The organism is Pseudomonas sp. BF-R-01, from assembly GCF_019946615.1.
In the GTDB taxonomy this organism is placed as follows: Bacteria; Pseudomonadota; Gammaproteobacteria; order Pseudomonadales; family Pseudomonadaceae; genus Aquipseudomonas; species Aquipseudomonas migulae.
This window is the reverse complement of sequence record NZ_JAGYFX010000016.1, coordinates 41,987-62,070: the sequence shown is the minus strand read 5'-3', so window position 1 is coordinate 62,070 and position 20,084 is coordinate 41,987. Positions and strand designations below refer to the sequence as shown.

General features: G+C 55.7%; 14 protein-coding genes. 9 read left to right on the top strand and 5 right to left on the bottom strand.

Annotated elements, in window-relative coordinates:
• The first annotated feature begins 1 nt into the window (after position 1).
• A complete protein-coding gene (locus tag KGB27_RS09165; protein ID WP_223554097.1) occupies positions 2-1,396 on the top strand; it encodes an efflux transporter outer membrane subunit in 1,395 nt (464 codons plus the stop codon).
• 145 nt (positions 1,397-1,541) lie between these two features.
• Here the strand turns inward: KGB27_RS09165 and KGB27_RS09160 are convergent, their stop codons facing one another.
• On the bottom strand, positions 1,542-3,170 hold the full coding sequence (locus KGB27_RS09160) for a PvdJ/PvdD/PvdP-like protein (protein ID WP_223554095.1): 1,629 nt from the start codon (positions 3,168-3,170) through the stop codon (positions 1,542-1,544).
• Positions 3,171-3,430: 260 nt separating this feature from the next.
• Here KGB27_RS09160 and pvdM point away from each other — a divergent pair, with 260 nt between their 5' ends.
• The 8 genes from pvdM (at position 3,431) to KGB27_RS09120 (ending at position 15,620) form a co-directional block, all read left to right on the top strand.
• Positions 3,431-4,780: a pyoverdine-tailoring dipeptidase-like protein PvdM gene (gene pvdM / locus KGB27_RS09155; RefSeq protein ID WP_192418054.1), complete on the top strand. Its 1,350-nt coding sequence runs from the start codon at positions 3,431-3,433 to the stop codon at positions 4,778-4,780.
• 28 nt (positions 4,781-4,808) lie between these two features.
• Complete coding sequence (locus tag KGB27_RS09150; protein ID WP_223554094.1) at positions 4,809-6,089, top strand: aminotransferase class V-fold PLP-dependent enzyme; 1,281 nt, start codon at positions 4,809-4,811, stop codon at positions 6,087-6,089.
• Between the two features lie 29 nt (positions 6,090-6,118).
• Complete coding sequence (locus KGB27_RS09145) at positions 6,119-7,024, top strand: formylglycine-generating enzyme family protein (protein ID WP_008032321.1); 906 nt, start codon at positions 6,119-6,121, stop codon at positions 7,022-7,024.
• A gap of 104 nt (positions 7,025-7,128) precedes the next feature.
• On the top strand, positions 7,129-8,790 hold the full coding sequence (locus KGB27_RS09140) for a cyclic peptide export ABC transporter (protein WP_223554091.1): 1,662 nt from the start codon (positions 7,129-7,131) through the stop codon (positions 8,788-8,790).
• Positions 8,791-8,915: 125 nt separating this feature from the next.
• Complete coding sequence (locus KGB27_RS09135) at positions 8,916-11,333, top strand: TonB-dependent siderophore receptor (RefSeq protein ID WP_223554089.1); 2,418 nt, start codon at positions 8,916-8,918, stop codon at positions 11,331-11,333.
• Between the two features lie 317 nt (positions 11,334-11,650).
• Complete coding sequence (locus KGB27_RS09130; protein WP_008039968.1) at positions 11,651-12,577, top strand: DUF6216 family protein; 927 nt, start codon at positions 11,651-11,653, stop codon at positions 12,575-12,577.
• Positions 12,578-12,775: 198 nt separating this feature from the next.
• Complete coding sequence (locus tag KGB27_RS09125; RefSeq protein WP_223554086.1) at positions 12,776-13,636, top strand: hypothetical protein; 861 nt, start codon at positions 12,776-12,778, stop codon at positions 13,634-13,636.
• Positions 13,637-14,210: 574 nt separating this feature from the next.
• Positions 14,211-15,620 (top strand): hypothetical protein, encoded by a 1,410-nt coding sequence (locus KGB27_RS09120; RefSeq protein WP_008039965.1) that lies wholly within the window; start codon positions 14,211-14,213, stop codon positions 15,618-15,620.
• Between the two features lie 199 nt (positions 15,621-15,819).
• On the opposite strand, the gene KGB27_RS09115 is transcribed toward KGB27_RS09120, so the two are convergent.
• The 4 genes from KGB27_RS09115 to KGB27_RS09100 all read right to left on the bottom strand — a co-directional run bounded on the left by KGB27_RS09115 (position 15,820) and on the right by KGB27_RS09100 (position 19,716).
• The gene (locus tag KGB27_RS09115) at positions 15,820-17,847 is read right to left on the bottom strand and encodes a DNA/RNA non-specific endonuclease (RefSeq protein ID WP_223554084.1); all 2,028 of its coding nucleotides are present in this window, start codon (positions 17,845-17,847) and stop codon (positions 15,820-15,822) included.
• A gap of 310 nt (positions 17,848-18,157) precedes the next feature.
• Positions 18,158-18,613, bottom strand: a complete 456-nt coding sequence (locus tag KGB27_RS09110; RefSeq protein WP_008039961.1) for a GNAT family N-acetyltransferase — start codon at positions 18,611-18,613, stop codon at positions 18,158-18,160.
• 114 nt (positions 18,614-18,727) lie between these two features.
• A complete protein-coding gene (locus tag KGB27_RS09105; protein WP_008039958.1) occupies positions 18,728-18,919 on the bottom strand; it encodes a hypothetical protein in 192 nt (63 codons plus the stop codon).
• Positions 18,920-19,020: 101 nt separating this feature from the next.
• Complete coding sequence (locus tag KGB27_RS09100; RefSeq protein ID WP_008039957.1) at positions 19,021-19,716, bottom strand: DUF1963 domain-containing protein; 696 nt, start codon at positions 19,714-19,716, stop codon at positions 19,021-19,023.
• Positions 19,717-20,084: the final 368 nt, after the last annotated feature.

Here is a 20,084-nt window from a genome sequence, read left to right as displayed (position 1 = left end):
TATGAAAGCGCCACTCAGCCTGTTGACCCTCTGCGTGTTGCTCAGCGCGTGCGCCAACCCGGACCCGCGCCCGGACAGCGGCCTGCAACCGCCGCCCACCTGGCAGTCGGCACACCATGAAAACGCCTTGATGCAGAACGCCCAGTGGTGGACGCACTTTGGCAGCCCGCAGCTCGATCAACTGATTGAACAGGCCCGCGTCGGCAGTTATGACCTGGCGGCCGCACTGGCCCGGGTGCGTCAAGCGCAAGCCACCACCGTGATCGCCGGCGGTTCGCTGTTGCCGGAAGTGAAGGCTGCGGGGAACGCCAATCGCCAGAAGCTGATGCGCGGCAACGGCTACAGCCAACTGGACGCCGACGACAGCAACAAGGCAGTGGATTACTTCGACGCCAGCCTCAGCGCCAGTTATGAAATCGATTTCTGGGGCGGCCAGCGCGCTTCCCGCGACAGTGCGCAATTCGGCCTGCGAGCCAGTGAGTTCGATCGCGACACGGTTGAGTTGACGCTGCTCAGCGCGGTCGCCAGCACCTACGCGCAAGCGTTGTCATTGCAGGAACAGCACCGTATCGCGCAGCTCAATCTGGCGAACGCGCAGAAGGTTTTGAACCTGGTACAAACCCGCTTCGACTCAGGCTCCGCCACGGCTCTGGAACTGGCCCAGCAAAAAAGCCTGGTGGCCGCGCAACAACGGCAGTTGCCGCTGGTGCAGCAACAAGCCGAAGAAGCACGGATCACCCTCGCCGCCCTCCTCGGCCGTCCGGTTCAGGAACTGAAGCTCGACGATCAGCGCTTCGACCAGCTCAGTTGGCCGGTCATCGGTGCCGGCGTGCCCAGCGATTTGCTCAACCGTCGCCCGGACATCGCTCGCGCCGAAGCGCAGCTGGCGGCCGCACGCGCCGATGTGACCGTGGCCCGGGCGAAAATGCTGCCCACCGTGACATTGAGCGCCCAGATCGGTTCTGGCGCCGATACGTTCAGCGATGTGCTGCGCAGCCCGTTCTACAACCTCACCGCCGGATTGGTCGCGCCGATTTTCAACAATGGTCGCCTGGGCGCCGAACGTGATAAAGCCACGGCGCGCCAGGAAGAACTGCTGGAAACCTACCGTGGCGCGATCATCAACGGTTTTGCCGACGTGGAAAAAGCCCTGACCGGCATTCGCGGGCTGGACGCCCAGCGCCAATGGCAAAGTGAAGAATTGAATCAGGCGCAAACGGCTTTCGACATTGCGCAAAGCCGCTATCAGGCCGGGGCCGAGGATTTGCTGACGGTGCTGGAGACCCAGCGCACGCTGTATGCCGCGCAGGATTTGAATGTGCAGCTGCGGTTGGCGAGGTTGCAGGCGAGTGTTGCGTTGTACAAGGCGCTTGGGGGTGGGTGGCAGGTGTTGTGATTGTATTGATAGCAATGGCCCCTTCGCGGGCAAGCCTCGCTCCTACAGGTTAAGTGTCATGCCCCAATCATGCGGCACACCTGAATCCTGTAGGAGCGAGCGGTGCGACGATTCGACTTGCCCGCGAAGAACGATAACGCGGTAATCAAACCGGACTCTGTTTAGCCTTCAAATTCCGCGCATACCAAGGCCGTTGCGGCACCTTGCGGAACAGATCCTCCAGCTTCTTCTCGTCTTCACCAAAGGTAATCCGCAGCGCCAGTTTCATGGTTTCCGGGTCCATTTCCACCGACTTGCCCGCCTGCAACCCCGGCGTGGTGTTGCAGCCGTGGGTGCTCGGACCAAGCCACGGATCGTCGATCTCGACCCAGCGACCGGGCGCAAACCACGGCACGCCATTGACCTCCAGCCGGCGGACTTCCCCCGGATGAAAGCGCTCGTGCGCACGGAACCAGTCTTCGAGTCGGTCATCGATCCAGCCATGGAAATGCCAGAACACCGGGTTCACATGGGAGGAAAACGGGTCGCCAAGAAAGTCGTTTTCCGCCGCGAACCAACGGGCGGAAAAGTCTGCGGTGTCCCGCGCGAACGGCACTGGCTGACCGTTGGACGGATCGCGGGGCACCGACGCCCAGCGCATGTGCAGCCAGTCATGCAGCCCGAGTTCGACCTCGGAACCGAACTGCCCCAAGGTCAATTTCGACAAGTAACGCGGGTCACGGTATCGCGACTCCCAGACCTGAAAATTGCTGTGATAGGTCTCGGCAGTCTTGAGATCGGCGACCCACTGCGAATACTCGTCATCGTCATCGGCGCGCCAGGCCGGCGGCAAAGCGGTGCCGTCGTGGTTGTCGAAGTAACGGGCAAAGGCCTGGCGATCACGCACCAGTTCCGGTTGCGGCAACGGAAACTGCTGCCACGACGGCAAGTCTTGCAGGGAGCGCGCGGTGCCGAGCATGTGCCGGTGCATGAAGAAAAAGTCGATGCCCGAGCCATTGCGGTCCTTGCGCGGCCCGCGTGCATCGCGCTCCTTGTCCCGAAGCCCCGGCTGCCAGCCGATGCCGCGCAAGGCGTTGCGCTTGTCTTCGGACAAGGTGTGCCATTTATCGCGGGAGGCGTGCCAGAGCTGATGGAACAAGCGGTGCTCGGGCGAAATCAGCCACGCCAGCAACGCCGGGCCCAGGCCCGTGCGCTCACGCGCTTCAGGGAACACCTGTTTGACCGCGACGAAACGGTTGTCCTGGGCGGTCAGGGCCAACGGACGATCCAGGCGCAGTACACGCCCACTCAAAGTGCCGCTGCCGGCATTGCCGAACGCGGCCCAGACCTCGTCCAGCTTGAAGGTGAATTCGTAGTCCGGCGTCCCGGTCGGGGATCGGGAATCGATCAGGCGCCAGCTCAGCTCTTTGTTATCTACGCCCGCCAGATCGCCGAGGACGCGATAGCGCGGCGGCGGTGCGGCACGCAGCGCTTCGAAAGTATCGAGAAAACCGTTGAGCCCACGGCCCTTGTGACCGACGTCGAGCAGCAGTTGCAAGCCCTCGCGAGGCAAGCCGTCGAGCCCCGCGTCACGCCCCTCGAAGCGAATGTCCCAGACGCCCTGCAAGGTGTTGGCCAAACGCTGACCGGCCACATCCGCGACGTCGAATGACGCTTCGCCGGGGGTAATGGTCGGGTCCGGTTTTGTCAGTTCGCGATGCCCGTAATACGCCGCAGGCAGGGCGGCACCGGTCAGTGCCAGCCCCGCCAGGAACCATCGTCGAGAAATCGTCATTGCCCTACCTGTGTCAGCCATGGAGCAGGCTTTATCCAAGCTAGAACGTTTGTTGCCTCGACAAATTTAAGAGCTTCGCGGGCAAGCCTCGCTCCTACAGGTCGGCATACAAACCCTGTAGGAGCGAGCGGTGCGGCGATCCGACTTGCCCGCGAAGGGGCCATCAGCCTCACTAAATTTCCCACTCGGCCACTCGTTCTTCCCAGATAGCAAAGGCCCCCGCGCCTGCACCCTCGACGGCGAACCTGACTGAGATGGCAATGACAAAACCTCGTTCGAAAAAGGCTCTTTTCATTGGCCTGCCCCTGGCGCTGGCCATCGCTGGCGCGGCAGGGTTTGCGGCCTGGGATTACTGGCTCAACGACAACCCCGGCTACCCGGTCGCGGTGATGAAACAGGCCGATGAACTGCAAGAACGCATCCTCTCGTTCGACAGCCACATCACCGTGCCCATGGATTTCGGCACCGCCGAAAACGAGGCCGACAAGGACGGCAGCGGCCAGTTCGACCTGGTCAAGACAGCGCGTGGTCGCCTGTCCGGCGCGGCGCTGACCATTTTCGGCTGGCCCGAAATCTGGAACGGCGACAACGCCCCGCACCGCCCGACCGCCGGGTTCATCGACGAAGCCCGTCACGAGCAGGAGACCCGCTACAAAATCATCACCACCCTGGTGCGCGACTTCCCCAATCAGGTGGCCATTGCCTACACCCCGGACGACTTCCGACGCCTGCACGGCGAAGGCAAGTTCGCCGTGTTCATCAGCATGCTCAACGCCTACCCGCTGGGCAACGACGTCAACGCCCTGGATAAGTGGGCCGCGCGCGGAATGCGCATGTTCGGCTTCAGTTACGTGGGCAACAACGCCTGGGCCGATTCGTCCCGGCCGCTGCCGTTTTTCAATGATTCCCGTGATGCGCTGGGCGGCCTGTCAGAGCTGGGCAAACAAGCGGTGCATCGCCTGAACGACCTCGGGGTCATCATCGATGTGTCGCAAATGTCGACCAAAGCGCTTGAGCAAGTCAGCCAATTGAGCCGCGCACCGATGGTCGCCTCGCACTCGGCGCCACGGGCGCTGGTGGACATCCCGCGCAACCTCAGCGACAACGAAATGCAGCTGATCAAGAACAGCGGCGGCGTGGTGCAGATCGTCGGCTTCCCGACCTACATCAAGCCGCTGAGCCAGGGCACCCAGGACAAACTCAACGCCCTGCGTGCGCGCTTCGACCTGCAACCGCTGCAAGGCCTGGAGATGGCGCTGATGCCGGGCGACCCGGTGATCACCGTGTGGTCGGAACAGCGTTTCGGCGAATACGCCAGTCAGCTCTACGGCATTGTCGATGAAGAACCCAAGGCCACCCTCAAGGATTACGGCGACGCCATCGACTACGCCGTGAAAAAAATCGGCATCGATCACGTCGGCATCAGCTCCGACTTCAACGACGGTGGCGGCCTGAACGGCTGGAAAGACGTCAGCGAGGCACGCAACGTGACCGCCGAACTGATCAGCCGCGGCTACAGCGAAGCCGACATCGCCAAGCTCTGGGGCGGCAATTTCCTGCGCGTCTGGGATCAGGTGCAGAAGTCCTCCAGACCCGTCGCCAAACACTGACATTCACTTTGCCAAGCGAACCGAATTCATGACCAACCGTCGTACATTCCTCAAGCAGGCCGGCATTGTCGCGGCCGCCATTCCCCTGGGTTCAGCGGTCAGCCTGCCGGCGCTGGCCGCCACGCCGGCGCCGCTGCCCAAAGACAAATGGGCGCAGTTTCGCCAGCTGTTCAATCAGGATCCCGATTACCTGCACTTCGCCAACTTCCTGGTGACCTCACACCCGCGTCCCGTGCGCGAAGCCATCGAGATGCACCGCGCCAACCTCGACCGCAACCCCGGCCTGGCGATGGACTGGCATCGTGGCGAAACCGAACGCCGTGAAGAAGACGTGCGCGTGTGGGCCGGCCATTACTTGAAGGCCAAGCCTTCGCAGATCGCCCTGACCGGCAGCACCACCGAAGGCCTGGCGATGATTTACGCCGGCATTCACGTGCGTCCGGATCAGGAAATCCTGACCAGCGAACATGAGCACTACGCCGCCAACAGCGTGTTTGAATTCCGTACGCAAAAGGACGGAACCAAGGTCCGTAAAATCAAATTGTTCGAAGACCCGTACAAGGTCTCGACGAAAGAAATACTGGCCTCCATTGCCCGCAACATTCGCCCCGAGACTCGCGTGCTCGGCATGACCTGGGTGCATTCCGGCAGCGGTGTGAAGCTGCCCATCGGCGAGATCGGCAAACTGGTCGCCGAGAAAAACCGCGACCGCCAGGAAAAGGATCGCATCCTTTATGTGGTCGATGGCGTCCACGGTTTCGGCGTGGAAAACCTCGATTTTCCGGACATGCATTGCGACTACTTCATTGCCGGCACCCACAAATGGATGTTCGGCCCACGGGGCACCGGGATCATCTGCGCGCGCTCCGATGACATGAAGGACCTCACGCCGACCATCCCGACATTCTCCGAAGCGACTACGTTTTCGACCGTGATGACCTACGGCGGCTATCACTCGTTTGAACACCGCTGGGCGCTGACCGAAGCCTTCAAGTTGCATCTGGACCTGGGCAAGGCCGAGGTTCAGGCACGCATCCATGAAATCAACAGCTACCTGAAAAAGCGCTTGCAGGAGCATCCGTCGGTGGAGCTTGTCACGCCGTTGTCGCCCGAGTATTCCGCCGGCTTCACGTTCTTCCGGATCAAGAACCGCGACTGCGAAGAAGTCGCCAATTTCCTGATGGACCAGCGCGTGGTCTGCGATGCCGTGGACCGCGATGTCGGCCCGATCATTCGCCTGTCGCCGGGCCTGCTCAACACCGAGGCGCACATCGACCGCGTCATGACGTTGTTGGCCAGCAAGCTCTGAAACACCGATTTCCTTTAGCGAGAATGCATATGAAAAACATCCTGCACAGACTCGGGTTGTCGCTCCCACAACTCGGGGCGCTGACCATCCTGGCATTGCTCGGCACCGCGTTGCCTGGCGCCGCCCAGGCCACCACCGCACCGCTGCCGGGCAAGGTGTTCAAGGATTGCCGCAACTGCCCGGAAATGGTGGTGCTGCCCGCCGGCACTTTCACCATGGGCACGCCGGAAGGTGAAGTCGGTCGCGAACCCGATGAAGGCCCGATGCACGAAGTCACGTTCGACAAGCCGTTCGCCATGAGCCGTTACCAGATCACCGCCGGCGAATGGGACCAGTACCTGAAAGAAACCGGGATCACCATTCCCGACGGCGACACTCGCCCCGGCCGCGAGTGCATCAACAGCAAGCCGCGTTATCCACAAAGCCCGCGTCAGCCGGCGGTGTGCATGAACTTTGCCGAGGTCAGCGCGTATGTCGCGTGGCTGTCGCTCAAGACCGGCCAGCACTACCACATCGTCAGCGAGGCCCAGCGCGAATACGCCGCCCGTGCCGGTTCAACGGGGCCGTTCCCGTTCCCGTTCGATGAGGGCACCGAGTACAGCATCGCCACCCATGCCAATACTTACGGGCCAACCGACGGCTACAGCTACACCTCCCCGGCCGGCAGCTACCCGCCGAACGCCTTCGGCATGTACGACATGCACGGTAACGTCTACGAGTGGATCGCCGACTGCGAGCACAGCGATTACGTGGGCGCCCCCACCGACGGCAGCGCGTGGGTCGAACCGAACTGCGAAGCCTTGCAGATTCGCGGCAATGACTGGGGCGAAGCGCCGGTGTTCTCGCGCTCCGGCAACCGCAACAATATCTACCCGCAAACCCGTGGCGACTGGATCGGTTTCCGCGTCGTGCGCGATCTGCCGTCCAAAGGCTGACACCCCTTCCCCCCGGCCGCCGCCAGTCGGCGGCCGTCTAAATTAAACGCCTGGCCACACGTTCTTCTGGGTATCTGCCTCACGACCCAAGAGACCTTCCTCACATGCATCTTCCCAAGACCCAGCCTGCGCGCGGTGCAATTCATGAATTGTTCACCCTCCTGAAACCGTTCCGGCTGGTGGTCAGCCTGTCGATCATTCTGGGCATGGTGGGCGGTCTGAGCGTGACGGTGTTGCTGGCCACGATCAACAATGCCCTGCATTCGGAAAGCGGCCTGACCCAGGGCGTGGTCGCACTGTTCGGCGGCCTTTGCCTGTTGGCGCTGGCGAGTTCGATCTGCTCGGACATCGGCACCAACTACGTCGGCCAGCACATCATCGCCAAGCTGCGCAAAGAGCTGGGGGAAAAGGTGCTGTCGGCGCCCATCGAACAGATCGAACGCTATCGCAGCCACCGTTTGATCCCGGTGCTGACCCATGACGTCGACACCATCAGCGACTTCGCGTTTGCTTTCGCGCCGCTGGCCATTTCCCTGACCGTGACCCTCGGCTGCATGGGCTACCTGGCCCTGTTGTCGTGGCCGATGTTCCTGATGATGGTGCTGGCGATTGCCATCGGCACCGGCATCCAGTTCTACGCACAGGGCAAGGGCATCAAGGGCTTCATGGCCGCCCGTGACGCCGAAGACGAATTGCAAAAGCACTACAACGCCATCGCCGGCGGCGCCAAGGAACTGCGCATTCACCGTCCGCGCCGCCAGCGCATGTTCACCTCGGGCATTCAGGGCACGGCGGATTTCATCTGCAACACCCAGGTGCGCTCGATCAACACCTTCGTGATCGCCAAGACGCTGGGGTCGATGCTGTTCTTCGTGGTCATCGGCCTCGCGCTGGCCCTGCAATCGTTCTGGCCCAGCGCCGACAAGTCGGTGATGAGCGGCTTCGTCCTGGTGCTGCTGTACATGAAAGGCCCTATCGAGCATCTGGTCGGCACCTTGCCGGTGGTCAGCCGGGCGCGGATTGCCTTCCGCCGCATCGCCGAACTGTCGAGCCAGTTTTCCTCACCCGAGCCGCACTTGCTGCTCAACGACACCGGCAAAAAACCGGCCGTGGTCAACAGCCTGCAACTGGACAACGTCAGCTATGCCTTCCCGGCCGCACCGGGCAGCGAAGCGTTCCGCCTGGGGCCGGTGAACCTGACCATCGAACAGGGCGACATCATTTTCATCGTCGGCGAAAACGGCTGCGGCAAGACCACGCTGATCAAATTGTTGCTGGGGCTTTATGCGCCGCAACAAGGCGCAATCCTGCTCAACGGCGAAGGTGTCGATGCGCAGAACCGTGACGACTACCGCCAACTGTTCACCACGATTTTTGCCGACTACTACCTGTTCGATGACGTGGTGCAGGGCGATCAGCACATTCCCGAAGACGCCAACAAATACCTGCAACGCCTGGAAATCGCGCACAAGGTCAGCGTCAAGGACGGCAGTTTCACCACCACCGACCTGTCCACCGGCCAGCGTAAACGCCTGGCACTGGTCAATGCCTGGCTGGAAGAACGCCCGGTGCTGGTGTTTGACGAATGGGCGGCCGACCAGGACCCGACCTTCCGCCGGATCTTCTACACCGAGCTGCTTCCGGACCTGAAGCGCCTGGGCAAAACCATCATCGTCATCTCCCACGACGACCGCTATTTCGACATGGCCGATCAGTTGGTTCGCATGGAATCGGGCCGTGTGGTGACGGAACGGGCGACCGCCTGAGCAGCGTTGAATCCATATACCTCGACGATTTTCGGAGTTTGTTTTCCGGTTTCGTCGGGGTGATGCGTCTAATAATAATTATCATTAACTAAAAAAATCTGCACACCTTAGGAGCGATTTGAGCAATGCAAAGCCCTACCCTGTCCCGCGCGCCGTTGGCACTGGCCATCGCGCCGCAAAAGAAATTCCGAACAGTCGTACCGGGTGCGTTGCTGACCCTGTTGCTGCTGGGCACCTCTCAGGTCCAGGCCGCGCCGGTGAACGTCAACGTGCCTGCGCAATCGCTGGCCAGCGCGCTGCAGCAACTGGGTCAACAGACCGACCTGCAGATTCTGTACAGCCAGGACATGGTCAACGGCCTCAAGTCCACGGCGGTCTCCGGCAATCTGGAGCCGGAACAGGCATTGAATACGTTGCTGCTGGGGAGCGGCATTACGTTTCAACTGACTGGCAACACTGTTTCGCTGATTCCGGTCGCGGGTAACTCCAGCGCGCTGCAACTGGGTGCGACCGCCATTTCCGGCGTGGCGCCGGGGCCTACCACTGAAGGCACGCATTCCTACACCACCGATCAAGTCAGCATCGGCAAGGGCAACATCAAGCTCAAGGACATCCCGCAGTCAGTGTCCGTCGTCACGCGCCAGCGCATGGACGACCAGAACATGAACAGCCTGCAAGACGCAATGCGCCAGGTCACCGGCGTCACCATCAAGACGTACAACTCCGGCTCCAGCCTGAACGACGTCTACATGCGCGGCTTCCTCGTCGACCAGGTGCAGGTTGACGGCGTATCGCAACCGACCGGCCAGGGCGACATGGGCACCAGCTTCGACCTCGCGATGTACGATCGCGTCGAAGTGCTGCGCGGCCCATCCGGCCTGTATCAAGGCGCTGGCGAACCCGGCGGTACGATCAACGTGGTGCGCAAGCGCGCCCTGAACAAATTCGCCCTCGGCGGCGAGCTGGGCGCAGGTTCCTATGACCACTACCGCTCGATGGTGGACGTCACCGGTCCGTTGAACGATCAAGGCACCGTGCGCGGTCGCTTCATCACCGCTTACGAAAACAACAAATCCTACGTCGACTCTGCCCAGAACGAACGCCCGATGGTGTACGGTCGCCTGGAATTCGACCTCGCCCCGTCCACCACCCTGTCGGTGGGCGGCGCCTACCAGCAAAACCACTCCACCCCGGCGTTCGGCTTGCCGGCCTTTGCCGACGGCAAATTGCTGGACGTGCCGCGCTCGACGTTCGTCGATGCCAAGTGGAACACCCTGAACGAGAAAGTCTGGGAGTCCTTTGCCGAGGTCGATCACGCGCTGGACAACGGCGGTCAGTTCAAGACCACCGTCACCTACCGCGACGCGGAAACCCCACAGCGTAACTTCACCTGGGCCGACGGTGCCGTCGATCCGGCTACCGGCGACAGCTCGGCCGTGGCGTACGACTACTACACCCACATCAAAACCATCGGCGTCGACAGCTTCGTCACCACGCCGTTCGAATTCGCGGATCGCAGACACGAGTTCACCGTGGGCGCCGAGTACCAGCACCTCGACAAAGACTTTGAATACGGTGGCGGCGAGTACTTCCCGATCAACGTCTACAACCCGGGCAGTATCGATATTCCCAAGAACGACTACGAGCGCAACAACGGTAACTGGTCCAAATCCGACCAGTACGGCCTCTATACCCGCGCCAAGTTCAACGTCACCGACTGGCTCGACGTGATCGGCGGCAGCCGCGTGACCTGGTACGAAAGCGACGCGAAGAACGCCAACGCCTTCTTCAACAGCTTCGGCGAAGCCCACACCAGCATCAACCGCAAGGTCGTGCCTTACGGCGCCATCATCGCCAAGCTGACCCCGGAACTGTCGGCCTACGCCAGCTACACCGGCGTGTTCAAGCCACAAAGCGAGCTCGACAGCGACAACTCGCCCATCGGACCGCGTAAAGGCAAGCAATATGAAGTCGGCCTCAAGCGCGAGTTCTACGACGGCCGCCTGAACGCCAGCATCGCGATGTTCCGCATCTACGATGAAAACCGTGCTCAATTCAACGCCGACACCGGTGGAAACGAAGCACAAGGCAAGGCGCGCAGCCAGGGCTGGGAAACCGAGTTGAGCGGTAACCTGACCGACAACTGGAGCATCGTCACCGGTTACGCCTTCACCACCACCAAATTGTTGAAATCTGACGACGCGACCGAAGGCAGCACCTTCAGCACCATCACGCCGAAGCACAACTTCAACCTGTGGACCAAATACGAATTCGCCGACGGCCCGCTCAAAGACTTCAGCGTCGGCGGCGGCGTGCGCGTAGTCAGCAAGACCTGGTACCAGCGTGAAGTACGCTTCGAACAAAGCGGCTACGGCATCGCCACCGCGCAGGTGGGCTACAAGTTCAACGAGAACCTGTCGGCGACACTGACTGGCAACAACCTGTTTGATAAAAAGTACTACGATCGCGTGGATGCTTCGTGGGGGACAAACTTCTATGGCGATCCGCGTAATCTGACGTTGACGTTGCGGGCTCAGTACTGAGTTTCGGGATAGTCAAAAAGCTACACACCACCGGGCCGCTTGCGGCCCGGTTTTGGTTTTGAAGATTGGTTGATATGGCCGAGATTGAGTCGTCGGGGGATTGCAGCAACGCCGACGCATTGATCTAACCTGCCATCTCTGGGTGATGGCGCGTTTTTTCCAAGACCCCAATATCAATTAACGGTGATCAGAAAAACCCTAAGTATTGCAATTGATTTACGCCATCTTTAAAGTCTGCCCACCGTCGTACAGGGGCCGTTTGACTGGTCATCACGACGTATCGAAGCCCACTTGGAAAACATAAGGATATTACTGCAATGGATGCTCCAAACAACAGTGCACAATTATTCGATAGCGTTGTAGGCAGTCTCAAGGACATCAACCCTTGGGTCACCGCCGGAATAACATTAACTCTTATTATATGGGCTATATTTCGAGCTCGCTCAGCGCACTTCCTATTTGACCGTATTTGGCGACTTATCGGCGGTGGAAACATAAACCACTCTACGCTAAAACAAGACTGGTCAGATATTCGTGACGTTGAAGGTTTTAGATTTCGCACCGGTATCAACTTCCCATCAATGGAGGTGCTACTCACCACACTAGAATGGGCAAAAAAACATAACATCAATATAGGAGACTTATCTTTCTCACGTGGCTGGATGCGTGAGCGCCCATGGATATTCGGAACTCCATGGATGAAAACAATAACATTTTTCGCAGGCACTGCACTCATCCCACTATTTATTCTATTGGCTGGCTCAGCCTACTTTCTTGCCAACGACAGCGTATTATTGACCATCAAGTCATCAAAAGTAAGCTTTTGGACAAATGGCTCTACAGCAACAGATTTCATTCTTGAACGAAGCGTCCCTGAATTTTCAGTCACCCTTCAAAACTGCAACAAACTATCCAATCCAGGTTTAACTAGCGACGACATTAAAGTTATTTGTAAAACACTTGATACAGATAACGCAGAAAAAATCAAAAAAAACATGGTTGAACAAAGACTCATCGCTGCGTATTTCATGGTGTTGCTGACGTTCATTTTAGTGGTGATATTACGGGCAGTAGCTCAAGCTCAAATGGCGAACAGATTACGTATAACGCCTCCACCGACGGCCAATTCGTCTGATTCTCACACTGCTCTCCCATCTGACAAACAAGCTTCTCTCGCCCCAACCCTCCAAGAAGAACAAGAGGTTGTAACACCACCAAACGCTGTCACGCCGCATAATAGTTGATGTATTTATGTTTGATCCGGATTTTTACTGATTTAAGCCAGTCCTGATTTTTACGGACACCGAGACGTGTGAAACGCAAAACACCGCCTCTATTAGAACTGGCAAATCAGCCCCCCCCAAAAAACATCAATCAATAACCGAAGGGGCACTTACACTCCTTCATCGCATCAGCCCCCTGAATATTAAATGCAGGAAAACATGGCTCTCCACCTTCTAAATTCCGAAGATTTACGCTCAGCATGTCGACAACGATTAGAATCATGTGAGCTTTGGCTTCGCGCCTTGATTCATGACACGCTGCTACGAGAGTTTGGCGAGAATTACACTGACACTGCAAAAATTGGCGACCTCAGCGTTTTCCAATCAAAAATCAAAGAGCGGATACAATCTTATCAAAACGAAAATCCATCGCAGTACCCTAGGCCTGTCGACACGTTAACATTTGAACATCTTGGAAGTATTATAGGAAGAGATGACAACTACAATAAGTTTTTCAGGGCATCTCTGGAATCTGAATTTATTTTTAGCTCAAAGCATGTAAAACACATAGTTAGCATTCTGGCAGGACATAGAAATGCTTTATATCATGCAAACTCACCGACCTTATCGCTTCATGCCGTCGAACAAATACTATGTTATGGAAATGACATAATTGAATCCATCAAGGCACACTACTCCAAGATGAGCGCTCAAGACAAATTCCCTGCCCCTACATTCACCAGATATTCGGACTCACTTGGAAACGTCAAATATCTAAACGAAATACAAAATCATTTTTCCCTCACTACAAAACCTTTATTCTTAGGCGACACAGTAAGATTCGAAGTCGAAGTTGATTCGAGCTACCCCCCTGACGAATACACTATTACTTGGCGCATCAAGGGTGAGCCGGTAGCTAATGGATACGTGTGCGAGCTGGAGTTAAAAAACAATCACGCGGGACAAAAATTTGGACTGCAAGTAGACTTGACCTCAAAGAAAGACTGGCATCGAATGGGTGGAAACTTAGATGCATTACTAACATTGAATTACGAGGTACTCCCAATGCCGCACATATAGATACATACAACCTGACTTTTGCAGCAGTGCTTGTTTAAAACAAACACCTGAACCGATTATTTCTCATAGGATAATCAGTGGATTCATAATCGTCTTTGTCCATTTCAGGGTGAGGTGGGGCACTCAACGGGACGAGAGACGCAATAAGAGATCCAGCTCAGGCTGTATCGTCCAGATGATTGCCAAAGGTGGCTTGAACCACCGTTTATATTTGTGGCCAGTCGGATGCCGCTGTGCTGCATTCGACCCACTCAAATTCTGCGATGGAGTAGACGCAGTAGCGCGCTACTTTTGTAATCTCTGCTCCCTGTAGTTATAAAAGGCGTGGCCAAATCGTTGCCGCTCGAATGCTCCTTGGTTCCAAAGGGTTAAGAATTCATCGAAGGCAGTGCTCTCAATTTCCCAACCCAACCTGCTTTCCACGTGAACCCCGACCTCTGGTGAGTGCTAGCAGATCTACCTACTAGGTTGACTCGAAATTAAGCCGTTTCCTGCTAGTCTCCAGCTGGTGGCTTTTTTCCGTTTCCGGTGAAGCAACAACTCTGTGGTCTCAAATATATGGAGAGCTTGAGTAATGAATAAATTCAGGAGCGTCACGAAAAAAACAAACAGCAGATTCATGCCAATCCCGACGTTCGCGTTTTCAATACTTATTTCCTACGCCTGCAGCGTAAACGCTCTCTCTTACACTCCTGGCTTTGAAAACTCAACGCCACCTCGTAAGGGAGAGGTCGCTGAATGGCCGAAAGAGAAATTCAAAGCTAATTACAATTTTCCGATGACAGTGGCAGACCAATCGAATCAGCCTTGGATGGTGAAGAATCCAAAGATATTGAGCGAGCGAGCGGACTACTACAAGGCGGTCCTCGATTATGGTTTGCAAGCACTGGACGGTGATATGACCAATGGGTGCCCACAAGCTTCAGCGGATTGGTTTCATGCACCGTGGATGACACGTGGTCCTAGCGGTAGAGAACCATTATGTGGTTTAACAAAAGAGCGCAGTACAAGAGCAGGCTATGTCTACCCCTCCCTAACAACAAAACGTCAAGCATGGGCTGTCGGATTATATAACAACACAGGTGGATACCAGTTTGGTCAAGTATGGAAAGACAAAAACAATCCAGATCTGACTAAATTAAATTTTCAGAATGGCTCATTTGTAATTAAATTTCTGTTTGTGGATATTGATAAGAATGACAAGGAATACACCCATCTGATTGGATCGCCAGAGTGGAAAGCGCACGTCTATCTAGATGAGAAGGAGTCAACAGTTATAGATCGTGAAGGCAAACGCAAAACTAAGCCCATGAAGTTAATTCAGATTGACTTCGGTGTTAAGGATCAACGTTTCTCATCAACTACTGGCTGGATCTTCGGAACCTTTATGTACAACAATCAAACCGGGGAAGAGCCTGCAAACTGGAGGGATAACCTCGTCCCCGTAGGTTTAGCCTGGGGTAACGATCCAGGAAAAACAGATAGTGCATCTTTTTCTGAAGGTTTTTTGAGTGATGAGATAAAATCGCTTAGAAGTACTGGGGTTCTGTTCGACCCTAATAAAAGAACATATTTTGGTGCGAATGATCGCGTAAATGGCCCCATTGACAACCCAGAGTCTTCATGCCTGTCTTGCCACGGAACTGCTCAGGTTCATGCCAAAAAAAGCATTTGGCAACCAATAACGCCAGCGATAAAAAATGGCGCTAATGCCCCTGAAGAAATTAGAATGCTGTGGTTCAGGAATATCAAATCAGGTGAGCCTTTTGTTTTTACGGACGCTCAACTTAGCGAAGTCAGCAACCCAGTGGGCCAGCCAATTGAATGGACTCCTCCGCTCATGAAAGAGTTCGTCTCCACCGATTACTCGCTTCAAATGCGCATGGGCATCGAAAACAAATACGAAGAAGAGTTGACAAAAAAGGCAAAAACACCGCAGCAATTCAAAGATTTGAATATGTTTTACCATAAGATCTCTCGGTAAAAACTACACAAACTTAGATACTAGCCCGCGAAGCGGGCTTTCTACCTTCGATTAGCTAGCCGGCTTTTATTATTCATTACCGTCAACTCTCTGCACCTTAACGTCGATATTAATCCGCAAGCGACCACCTACATCATTATCGGGCTAGCAAAGTTCACGCCTAAGACTAACCCGCATTCGTAGCTACGGTAGCAAGCAGTCACTTGTACGTGTCAGCTACTCGCAGTTGATTAAAAAGGAGACCTGTACGAGCTTCAATTTCTTTGATGGAGGTCTGCGAATATGCGCCAAAGTAGATTTCATCGGTAATTGGCCCTTGCTTTCGTATTTCGTCTGACTGGTCGAGTACAAAGCCTGCGGTTTGAAGTCGATCTTGCTCAACCCAAGCCACGATCTTCCAAAACCTGGAAGGAACGCGCATTCCCTTGAACCGATTTGGCTCCGGTACTGAAGCCTTCAATTCGTAAAAAAATTTGTCCTCCACATCGAAAATAGGCCCAGCGAAATAACTCACACGATTCCCTTCTTCAAGGTGCCGGGTGATAAGGTCTTCGAGATCCCCCCATTCGACGTTGTTGAAATTGGCAATCATCGGGGTTGCGTTTGTGATGACAAACGAGTGTTGGTCGGCAAGGGATAACGTTTCATCATTAGCCCCTTGCACCGCGTCCTCGCGCTTGAACAGATGCCCCCTCTGTATGGCGGTACTAAATATCGAGTCGTCAGGTTGATGCTGATCGTCAAGTCTGGGGTCAAGTGTCCAGCTAGGTCTCTTGGGCATTGCTCCTTGCATTATCTTTTTCCACAGTAAAGAGCCATTCACATTTCCTGCTGCATAGATTGCCGTGCGCCGTCGTGCGTGCATGACAACCGAGTAATTCAGGTACTTCAGCACGTACTCGTCTAGATCCCGCAATTTTGCTACCTCTTTGATCACTTCATGTGATAGTTCGGGTAGACCCACCTCAAATCCTTCGCCGAGAAAACTCGATTGATAGCCTGCGGCACCATTGAACAGGCTTGGTTTACGACGAATAAGTTTCTCTTGAGTATCACTCAGATCTAAAGCTAATGGTCCAGGAGTAATCAGGGGGGCGGTAGACCTGTCCACAGGTCCGAGCTTGGGATCTTGAGATACAGCCAATATGTGATTCAGAGCAGCTTGCGCATGAATGGAGGCTTCATTATCGAGTAGTGCTTTCTGCCTTAGAGATGCATAAATGCGGCTCACTCTTGTGCCTTCATTGGCCACATAAGCAATGCTGCTTTTCGCATCGCCATCACGGGCCAGCGTATCGTCCAGGCGCATAACCCTGAGCTCGCCGTTTACAGCTTTCATCAAAGGAACGCCACCTCTATGCAACGCCACAACGAACCACTCATCAGTGCAAACCGGTGCCCCGGATGAGCCCTTCAGTGTGTCAGAGCCATAGAACAGTGAATTGAGCTTACCCGAGTTATCCAGCACATCTTTTGGCGGTTCCATGAAATAGTTGTCACGAAGGACAATTTTCTTTCCTTGGCCAAGAGGGTGTTGAATTATATTTGCCGCCTGTCTGCGATTCGGATCGAGCTTTCCTGTCTGTTCAAACATCCGAAGGAAGCCAAACTGCGAAAGCTCATCACCTTGCGAAGTCGTTGGGCTGACAGCAACAAAGCAGTAATCCAACTCACTGTCCGCGATATAAAGCTCTGATGGCTGAAGGTCAAACAGTTTCGGAGACTTAGGCTTTCCATCAAGTCCGTCCTCCATGTCAAAGGCTACAAAGGAAGTAGCTGCAAAATCCTCTGAGGGTAGAACATGATGATTCGTAAGTAACAGGCCCGGAGCTACAAGAAACCCTGTCGCGTCTCCCTCCGTATCCACATATCCGCGCACCGTAATTTTTCCAACGGCTCGGGCAGCCAGGAGCGCTACATGAAGGAATCGAATCGGGCGCAGGTCGTTGTCGGCAAAAGAGGCCTCGTTGCGTGCATCGGCGACGTCCAAGAACTGTGGCAGTTCTGGTGGAATATCTATGCCAGGCTCAAGCTTTGGCAGATTCTCCTTTAGAACATTAGCGATTACGCTGAGGCGATCAGTTGTTGATGTAAATAGATTGGCATTGCGCAAGCCAAGTCTTAGTCGCTCAACAGCGACAATAGGCGTTGGAGCTTCAGCTTGTGCCTCAACAAACTCTTTGTAACGCTCTGCTGCCTTTTCAAGGTCCGCCAGTGTGACGTCCATGTGCAAGCCTCCGAAATTGGTCAGAATCTGATCCTTAGAATAGACACTCGCCTGAGATTTGTTGGGTTGAAAGCTTATTGAACATAAGCGTCCGCCCTGCGCACCTCGCGTGGTTAGATGGGCACTCAGATCAATCCCACTGCGGACACGACACTGGCGGAGATTTTAGAAACGGCTGAGTGGGCAGGGCTGACGCAAATTGAGATTTTCGAGTACATCGGTTGATGCGACGTGCAGCGACCATCGACGCGCGCCTCGGCGGATGGACCGCTACTGGCTGATAGTTGCTTTGGGAATTCGCAGATACCAGCTACAACTCTAACCTTTGCTCCATGATGATCGTGCGCTCGGCACCGTGAAATTCGTCTCGGACTTTTTTGAATCCAAGCGATGCGTAAAAGCCTACTGCGGTAATTGAAGAAGGGACGCGCAACAGCTTGATGCCCACGCCTACGGCGGCTGACTGGATCTTTACCATTAGCTGTTTTCCAATGCCCTTACCTTGATGGGAGGGGTTGACGAACACACTTCGAACGACGTCCTGATCGAGACTGGCAGTTGCAACAACTTGGTGACCAATTGTTGCTACGTAGACCTGACGTTGAGTCAGAAAATGAAGGATCGCCTCTGGGGAGAAGCTTTGCTCCACTAGATCGATGACGGTTGGTGTGTAGTCCTTCGCGTTGGTTTCACGTAGCGCGTCGCAGACGACTCGGCTAATGGCGATTGCGTCTTCGCTTGTGGCAATTCGGATCAGGCAGTCCATTTGAGTGCTTCTTTCCGTGTGGTTGGCTGATCGTAAAGGGAGGCGGCTTGTTGGCCCAGTCTGTCGTTACCTTTGCTGAACGACAACTTGTTCGACCGCAGGTTGAACCGACATTCAACCAGCATCGTGCGTGTTGCGCTTTGATTCGATGAGGGCTCGCATATCAGCCATCACCTGATCATGCGGGACATTCGGTCGTGGATCATCGAGCGAAGCTTGCACTTTTGCACGAAACCAAAGGTCGTAACTGGCAGCCTGCTCTTCGGTTTCGAACTCTGAAACAGTGGGGGAAAGTTCGGCACTCATAGTCAGCTCCAGTGCTCATTATTCATCAGCCTAATGGGTATGCGGCTGGCTGTCCGCCCCCCTACCAAACTGGATGCAGGCCATTCGCTTCAGTACCCGACCTAGTAGAAGTCGTAGTAAAGCACCCACTCCCCCGTACTTTTGCTCTTCCAGAACATCAGGCTCCCGCAATCCACCACGTTCAGGTTGATTTTCGTGTCGGAGGAAATCTGGAACACGAATTCAAAATCATCACCGAGGTCCACGCCGGACTGGCAGAACGAGGGGTAGCCGCCAATCTTGTGTTCGTAGGTGTGAGTCACGAGGTCTGAGTAGCTTTCTATCTCGCCCGTCCGCTGAAGGCTGCAAATTTCCTCTTCAAGGTCCGCCGGTGCACCACCGCCATCCCACAGTGGAAAGTCCTCTGCGACCCGTTCGGCCAGCAACGGAAAGGGCTTGAGGTATGAACCTGCTACCGGCAGCTCTTTGCGGACAAGTACATCGTCAAATCCGTATTCCCTGATCAGCCAGTTGTTCCCCATCGGGTCCAGCGCTTCCGGCAAGGGACTGGAAACAAACAAGGTAAGGACGCGAACGCCGTCCAGCGCCGGACTGTTAAACGGCAGGCTGGGGAGGTGGAATTGTGCAAAGGGATGCAGTTCAGCTCCGGCGTCGTTTCTCGGGACGCATTCATCCGGGCGAAACAGGAATACGTTTCCAAGCCAGCTTTCGTCATCCGTATGGGTGGGACGAAATCCGCCGGCGACGAATTTTGTAGCGGGTCTGGCCAAGCGTCTTTTGATTTCCTGGATGTTCATACCGGTACATCACTCCATTGCCAACTGCAGGGAGCCACAACGCTATACGTCGGACGTCCGAGCGCCAACCCTAAAAAGATGTCGGAAATTTCCCCAGAGTTTTCGCGTTTTACATCGGGTGTAGGAAGCCGGTGAATGGCGCGGTAGGCGGTCAGTCAGACCGCGTTATCGTTTATCGCCAGCAAGCCGGCTCCTACAGGCGATCCGGGCGACACGGTTTGTCTGGTTCACCGCGGCGGGGCCATCGCCGGCAAGCCGGCTCCTACAGGAATTGCGTAGGTTGTAGGAGCCGGCTTGCTGGCGATGCAGGCGACACGGTTTGTCTGGTTCACCGCGGTGGGGCCATCGCCGGCAAGCCGGCGCCTACA